The 6665-nt window shown below is 60.0% G+C and carries 7 protein-coding genes and 2 rRNA genes (1 of these 9 only partly in view); 4 read left to right on the forward strand and 5 right to left on the reverse strand.

Going from position 1 to position 6665, the window contains the following annotated elements; all coding sequences use genetic code 11:
• The first annotated feature begins 4 nt into the window (after positions 1–4).
• The 3 genes from R3E77_14140 (at position 5) to R3E77_14150 (ending at position 1850) form a co-directional block, all read left to right on the forward strand.
• Positions 5–835, forward strand: coding sequence for an alpha/beta hydrolase (locus R3E77_14140; protein ID MEZ5500553.1), 831 nt, complete (start codon positions 5–7; stop codon positions 833–835).
• A gap of 191 nt (positions 836–1026) precedes the next feature.
• Entirely contained in the window at positions 1027–1347 is a 321-nt protein-coding gene (locus R3E77_14145) for a helix-turn-helix domain-containing protein (GenBank protein ID MEZ5500554.1), read from the forward strand.
• Positions 1344–1850 carry an SRPBCC domain-containing protein gene (locus tag R3E77_14150; protein MEZ5500555.1) on the forward strand — a complete coding sequence of 169 codons (507 nt, stop codon included), beginning with the start codon at positions 1344–1346 and terminating at the stop codon, positions 1848–1850. The genes R3E77_14145 and R3E77_14150 overlap by 4 nt, the downstream gene beginning before the upstream one ends.
• 300 nt (positions 1851–2150) lie before the next feature.
• Here R3E77_14150 and R3E77_14155 read toward each other — a convergent pair whose 3' ends face one another.
• Together R3E77_14155 and R3E77_14160 are read right to left on the reverse strand one after the other, a co-directional pair.
• Positions 2151–2531 carry a DoxX family protein gene (locus tag R3E77_14155; GenBank protein MEZ5500556.1) on the reverse strand — a complete coding sequence of 127 codons (381 nt, stop codon included), beginning with the start codon at positions 2529–2531 and terminating at the stop codon, positions 2151–2153.
• A gap of 2 nt (positions 2532–2533) precedes the next feature.
• Positions 2534–2806 carry a DUF4287 domain-containing protein gene (locus R3E77_14160; GenBank protein ID MEZ5500557.1) on the reverse strand — a complete coding sequence of 91 codons (273 nt, stop codon included), beginning with the start codon at positions 2804–2806 and terminating at the stop codon, positions 2534–2536.
• 97 nt (positions 2807–2903) lie between these two features.
• Here R3E77_14160 and R3E77_14165 point away from each other — a divergent pair, with 97 nt between their 5' ends.
• On the forward strand, positions 2904–3578 hold the full coding sequence (locus R3E77_14165) for a TetR/AcrR family transcriptional regulator (GenBank protein ID MEZ5500558.1): 675 nt from the start codon (positions 2904–2906) through the stop codon (positions 3576–3578).
• A gap of 337 nt (positions 3579–3915) precedes the next feature.
• On the opposite strand, the gene R3E77_14170 is transcribed toward R3E77_14165, so the two are convergent.
• From R3E77_14170 to R3E77_14180, 3 genes are all read right to left on the reverse strand, one after another.
• Complete coding sequence (locus tag R3E77_14170; GenBank protein ID MEZ5500559.1) at positions 3916–5256, reverse strand: DEAD/DEAH box helicase; 1341 nt, start codon at positions 5254–5256, stop codon at positions 3916–3918.
• A gap of 237 nt (positions 5257–5493) precedes the next feature.
• A 5S ribosomal RNA gene (gene rrf, locus R3E77_14175) occupies positions 5494–5609 on the reverse strand.
• Positions 5610–5782: 173 nt separating this feature from the next.
• Positions 5783–6665, reverse strand: a 23S ribosomal RNA gene (locus R3E77_14180); it runs 2975 nt beyond the window's last position.

The following is a 6665-nucleotide window of genomic DNA, read 5'->3' on the forward strand; positions in this document are numbered from 1 at the left end:
CGACGTGCACAGCCAATTCAATATCTTCTTTTCAATTGCAATACTCCCGGCGGGATACCCAATTCTGCCCCGAGTGGCGATTGACTCACTCTATCCAGCGCAATCGGACCATGAGGTTGCAGCGGTGGCTAATCGAAACGACCTGGTAACAAGGAGGGCCCCCATGAAGACTTACTGGATTTTGTCCCTGTTGGTCTGCCTTGCAGATGTGGCTCACAGTGCAGATGTGATGTGGTCGCCACCACCTGCTCCGGACAAATCGGAGCATTACGTTTTCTACCTGCACGGTCTCATACTGGAGAACGCGGGCCCCAGGCCTGTAAGCCCGGAATTCGGAGTATACGACTACCCGGCCATACTCGATGCGCTGCAAGGGCCCGATACAAAGATAATCGCGGCCCAGCGGGCATCCGGCACCGGATCGTTTGAGTTTGCAGGCCGCGTTGTCGGGCAGATCCAGACATTACTCGCCGCGGGCGTGCCGCCCGGCAATATTACCGTCGTTGGATTCTCAAAGGGCGGTGCTATCACGCTGTACATCTCGAGTTTCCTGCGACAGCCCGATGTGCGCTATGTGATTCTTGCCGGCTGCGGTGATTGGTTAAGCGAGCTGCCGCAGTTACGCCTGACGGGAAAAGTGTTGTCGATTATCGAGGCCAGCGACACGCTCGCAAGCAGTTGCGCTGCGCTTGCCAAGCGCGCACCGGAACCGCAGGCGTTCAACGAAATAGTTCTGTCCACGGGCAAAGGACACGGCACATTCTTTGTACCGCGCCCGGTTTGGGTCAACCCAACGCGGGAATGGATCGCGTACAAGTCGCTTGCGTCTCCCTAGCCGGAACGATCATGTCGGTGCCCGGCGCCGGCTCAAGGGCAATCGCCAATAGGGTCCGTTGAGCACCCGGCTCCGCAAGGCAGCCTGCCGGCGTTCTACAGCGAAGCTACCGGCGGTCTGGTCCTGGCCTCCCCGCGAATCCGTCGAATGACGTGTTGACAGGTGACCTTTTAGTCACGTATTCTTGAACCATGCGGGACGACGACCGCGTATTCAAAGCTTTGGCTGACCGATCAAGGCGAGTGCTACTCGATACCCTGTTTCGCCGCGATGGACAGACTCTCTTGGAATTGGAGAGTCGACTGGAAATGACGCGTTTTGGCGTGATGAAACATCTGCGCGTCCTGGAGGCTGCGGGACTGATCACGACGCGACGCAACGGCCGCGAGAAACTTCACTTTATGAACGCCGTACCAATTCGCCAACTACACGATCGCTGGATTGACAAGTACATGGAAGGCCACGTATCGGACCTGGTCGACCTCAAGCGCAGATTGGAGAAACCAAAATGACCAAACCACTCTCGAATGCCGCTAACGCCCGAGCTTTCGAAATTTATATCCGGGCATCTGCCCAGGCGATCTGGGACGCTATCACCTCGCCCGACTGGACCGCACGTTATGGACATCGTGCCCTGCACTACTACGAACTTCGCGCGGGCGGACGATTCACCGCGAAAGCAAATGACGGCATGAAGGCGATCGGACTACCCGAAATCATCATCGACGGCGAAGTTCTTGAAGCCGATGCGCCACGGCAGCTCGTGCAGACATTCAGATTTCTGTTCACGGAGGCCAATCGCTCCGAGGGCTACGCAAAACTCACATGGACTATCGAACCCAAAGCCGGCGGGTTTTGTCGCCTTGCAATATTCCATGAGTTCGGCACAGGCGACATGCCGCTAATGGAGTCGGCAATCACGAGTCCGTTTAACGACCACGCGGGTGGCGGCTGGAATTGGATCCTGAGCGATTTGAAATCCGTTCTGGAAACCGGTCATGCGTTGGTTGCCTGATCGAAGCGCTCCGACAGCGCCGCCATCCCTGACACCCGCGTGGAACGGGATCTACGCAGGGCTAGTGTGTCAAGGATGTTGCAGTACCCCGCCGCTGCATCCGTTTTTCGACGGCGAGGTCATATTGTTCAGCTCGCGCAGTTCCTCTGCATCGGTCTGGCGCGGGCGACGGACGATGAGCTCACTCTGCGATTGCTGCCTCGTCCACGATTGCCACCATGACACAATGGTGACCACGCTCACACCGCGGTTCGCATTCGGACCGGGGCTCGGCACAGCTCCTGGCTGCGCTCATCGCAGCTATACCAGGCATCGCAACCTGGCATCCCGCAGATACAGGCCGCCCCACATGACGATGGCGACGTAGACACCAAATAGCGTATGGCTCAGAAACGGAGCGCCGATTCGCGCATGCGTCGCCACCGCGCCGCCGAGGTAGGCCGATAGCAGAATAGCGCCGAGGAAGCTCGTTCGCGGCACCAGATAAAGAAGCGTGCAGGCCAGCAATATGAGTGCCAATGGTACGACGGACGTCGCTGACCAACCGAGCTGCTCGGTCGTCTTCAAAACTTCCGGTAGACGCAGGAGCTTCATCGTTGCGTCCATGAGGAAGAAGATCGCGCTCAGTCCCGTCAGGATGTAACCGGCTCGCGTGAAGGCGATCGACTGCTCGTGGGCCACGGCTAGCGCGCCTTGTCACTGCGCGACGAGCCCGTTTTGCGCACTGTCGGAGCTCGGCCACGCGGGCGACCTTTGAGCAGCGCGACAATGGCCATGGCGTGCCCGCGCCCGAGCCGATAATCGTTGGCGAGCCAGTTGACGATGTCGCTCACCTTGATGCCTTCGACGAGCCCGTTGCTGCCAACGAAGCCTCGCTTGGCAGCCAGACGACGGAAATCGTTCGGCGACAAGCCGGTCTTGGCCTGGATGTTGTCGAGATAGGCCTGGAAGGTCATCGTGGATTGCCGGCGCGGTTGGAGTAGGTCATTTTGCGCGTAGCGATTGAGGCTAGTATGGTATAATCAATATATCTAACTATATTCAATTCGTCAAGTGCCGAAGAAATCACACTACCACTCCCCGCGCCGCGCCGAGATGGCCGAGGCAACCCGTGGACGCATCGTGGCCTCGGCCAGAACACTATTCGCTCGCCACGGCATCGATCGGGTAACCATTGCAGCCGTCGCCGCAAGGGCCAGCGTCGCGACACCAACCGTCTACGCTTTGTTCAAGTCCAAAGAAGGCCTCTTGCAGGCAATCATGCGCGAGAGTCTGTTTGGCCAACCCTTTGCCATAGCTCGCAAGGTCATGGATGGAGTCGATGATGCCGTGGCGCAAATCGCCCTCACTGCGAACATCGCTCGCGCGATCTACGAGAGCGAGAGCTCTGATCTCGGACTCATTCGAGGAGCTTCGGCCTTCTCTCCGACCTTGCGCAGGATCGAAGCCGAGTTCGAGACCCTGCGCTTCGCGATGCAGGAGGCTCGTGTAGCGGCGCTGTTCGCTCAGGGCAAGGCAAGACCGCAACTGGACATAGACCAGGCGCGTCGCATCTTGTGGATGTACACGAGTCGCGATGTATACCGCATGCTGGTTGCCGAGAGCGGCTGGACCGCCCAGGCGTATCAGGACTGGCTCGCCCGTACGCTCCTCGAGGCGCTGGTCAAGGACCAGGCGAAACAATTACGGCGATTTGGCAAGTCCTCCTCCGGTCTGCAGGTCGAATGATCGGTGACGTGCTCTGTCCGGCCATATTCAAATGAGGTATCAATTCCTGAGGCTCGCATGGTCCTATAGAACAGGCTCGGCCGCAGAGCCTGATGTTGGACGTGTCCGCGTCCGCCTTCTTGCGTACGCAACAGGCATCGCTCCACCGATGTACGTATTTGTCTGCGTCCAGGACCGGTATCGTTGCGAGCGCTCTATGGGCGGGTGGCATCATGGCGGGATTGCTCGGTCTGAGACTCTGACGCGCTCACTGCGCTGGCCACGCCTGGCCCCAACAATCACCAGGATCGACGGCAAGCTACGCCGGCTGCAGCGTAACGACTGAGCCGGCGGTGCCTCAGGTCGCGCCCGAGCGTCGCGATCCGCCGCGATGCCCATGGCGCGACGTGCCGGGACGAGCGCGAGCTCCCTGTTGCGGGCTGCGACCCCTGTGCGGCGGGGATCCATGCCGCTTGGGCGCGGGTCCTCGACGGTGACGGTCCACAGGATGCGCGCGCACTGGCGCGTCGGCCAGCTCGCGACGCGGCGACGTCGTCGACTGGCTGATGGTAAATGCCGGCGTGGCAAGGAACGGTACGCTCTGGCGCATGCTGCGCTCGATGTCGCGCAACAATCCCGCTTCGTCCGGCGCGACCAGCGATACCGCTGTGCCGGTCGAGCCCGCACGGGCCGTCCGGCCGATCCGGTGGACGTAATCCTCAGGCACATTCGGCAATTCGTAGTTGACCACGTGCGGCAGCTCCTTGATGTCAAGGCCTCGAGATGCGACCTCGGTGGCCACGAGCGCCGTGATGCGGCTCGCCTTGAAGTCCGCGAGCGCGCGCACGCGTGCCGCCTGGCTCTTGTTGCCATGCACGGCAGCGGCCGCGATGCCGGCGCCCTGCAGCTGGTCGGTGAGGCGATTTGCCCCATGCTTGGTACGTGTGAAAACAAGTACCTGGCGCCAGGCGCCCTCGTCGCCGATTCCGTGCTGGATGAGATGCACGAGCAGATGGCGCTTGTGCTCCTTCGGCACACGGAACGCCATCTGTTCAACGCGCTCAGCCGTCGTGTTGCGCGGTGCGACGTCGATCTCGACCGGATTGACGAGCAGGCGCACCGCAAGGCCGCGGATATCCTCGGAGTAGGTCGCCGAGAACATCAGGTTCTGGCGCTTCGGCGGCAGTAGCCGCAGGATGCGCTTGATGGGGTGGATGAAGCCCATGTCGAGCATGCGATCGGCTTCGTCGAGCACGAGATGACGCACCTGGGTCAGGTCGCAAACCCCCTGCTCGCACAGATCGAGCAGGCGGCCGGGTGTTGCGATGAGGATATCGCAACCGCTGCGCAAGCCGTCGATCTGCGGCCGCTCGCTCACGCCACCGAAGATCACGAGGGCGCGCAGGTTCTTGTGCGCGCCGTAGTCGCGCACGCTCTGGGCCACCTGCGCCGCGAGTTCGCGTGTTGGCGTCAGCACGAGCGCGCGCGGCTGCCGGCCTGCGGAATTCGCCATGGTCTGCAGCAGCGGCAACACAAAACTCGCGGTCTTGCCGGTACCGGTCTGGGCGCTCGCCAGCACGTCCCGGCCGGCCAGCAGTGCCGGTATGGCCTGCAGCTGGATAGCGGTGGGTGCGCTGTAACCCTTGGCGGAAACTGCGCGCACGAGTTCGGGCTCGAGCCCGAGGGATTCAAATGACATCAAAAATATTCCTGGTCGACTCGCAAACTACCAGGAACGAATCCGAAGCAGGGGTCAGTAGCGAGGGATGTTTATCGAGTTCGCCGAAGCGGCGTTGGACTTCGAACAAAGGGGGCGCTGACCGCGCAACCCCGGTTGGTGCGCGGAGTATACGCGCTCTCTCAACCTTTTCCAGTGCGTTTGGCCAAGGAAACAAAAACCCCCGCCGGTTGCCCGACGGGGGTTTCGCTTTTGGGACCCTGGCAGTGTCCTACTCTGGCATGGCTTGCGGCCACACTACCATCGGCGCTGGGCGTTTTCACTTCCGAGTTCGGAATGGGATCGGGTGGTTCCCGCCCGCTATGGCCACCAGGGAAACTTGTCGCGTCGGGCGAGCCGGGCTTGCGCCCGGCCCGCTCGCCGCCAATCCGGAAGTTTGTTTGTTCGCAATTGTTTCGATAACGCCTGTTGTCGCGATCGCAATGCAGTGATTGCTCCTGCATCTTATCCTCATGCGCCTGCATGTCGGCAGACTGCTTGAGGTTATATGGTCAAGCCTCACGGGCAATTAGTACTGGTTAGCTGAAGTCATTACTGACCTTACACACCCAGCCTATCAACCAAGTGGTCTACTTGGGCCCTTCAGGGGAGTCGAGCTCCCAGGGAGATCTAGTCTTGGGGGGGGCTTCCCGCTTAGATGCTTTCAGCGGTTATCCCGTCCGCACATAGCTACCCGGCAGTGCCACTGGCGTGACAACCGGAACACCAGAGGTGCGTCCATCCCGGTCCTCTCGTACTAAGGACAGCTCACCCTCAAATCTCCAACGGCTACGGAAGATAGGGACCAAACTGTCTCACGCATGTTGATTCCACCATTTCGGGTGGCATGGACTATACCTTCATCCTTCGCTTGCAACGAAGGAGACTGGCGTCTTAGCCGCCGTTCGTCCCGGCGACTCTCTCCTTAAAGGATCAGTCTCTACAGGGGCAAGATATCCGCGCAGCCTCAGGATCTGCTCAACATCCTTCGAAGTCACTGTGCGCTTCTTCGAATAGTTGAGATCCCGAAACCTGTCTACCAGTCGAGCCGCCGCAAGCATTTGCGCCGGATCGTCCGCTAGCGGAAGCATGGCGAGAATCTCGAGTGCCAAATCGACGTGCTCCTGCTTGAGGCGCACATGCGGTTGCAGCATTTCGAGGATTCTGCGTACTTCACTTGATTCAACGATCGTGTAATCACTGACTCCTGTCTTGCGTCGCCGGATGTAACCCGCGGACAACTGCTCTTTCAGCCAGAGGAGAATCTGTTCATTCTCGGTCTTCTGGTAGAAAGCAATCGTTGTCCTGAGTTGAAACCCGGCCCGGTAGTCTTTCTTCCGTATCAATTGGAAGAAAATACTGCCGTCACCGTCCAGGAAGCCTGCGATATA

This window comes from Steroidobacteraceae bacterium, assembly GCA_041395505.1.
Classification (GTDB): domain Bacteria; phylum Pseudomonadota; class Gammaproteobacteria; order Steroidobacterales; family Steroidobacteraceae; genus JAWLAG01.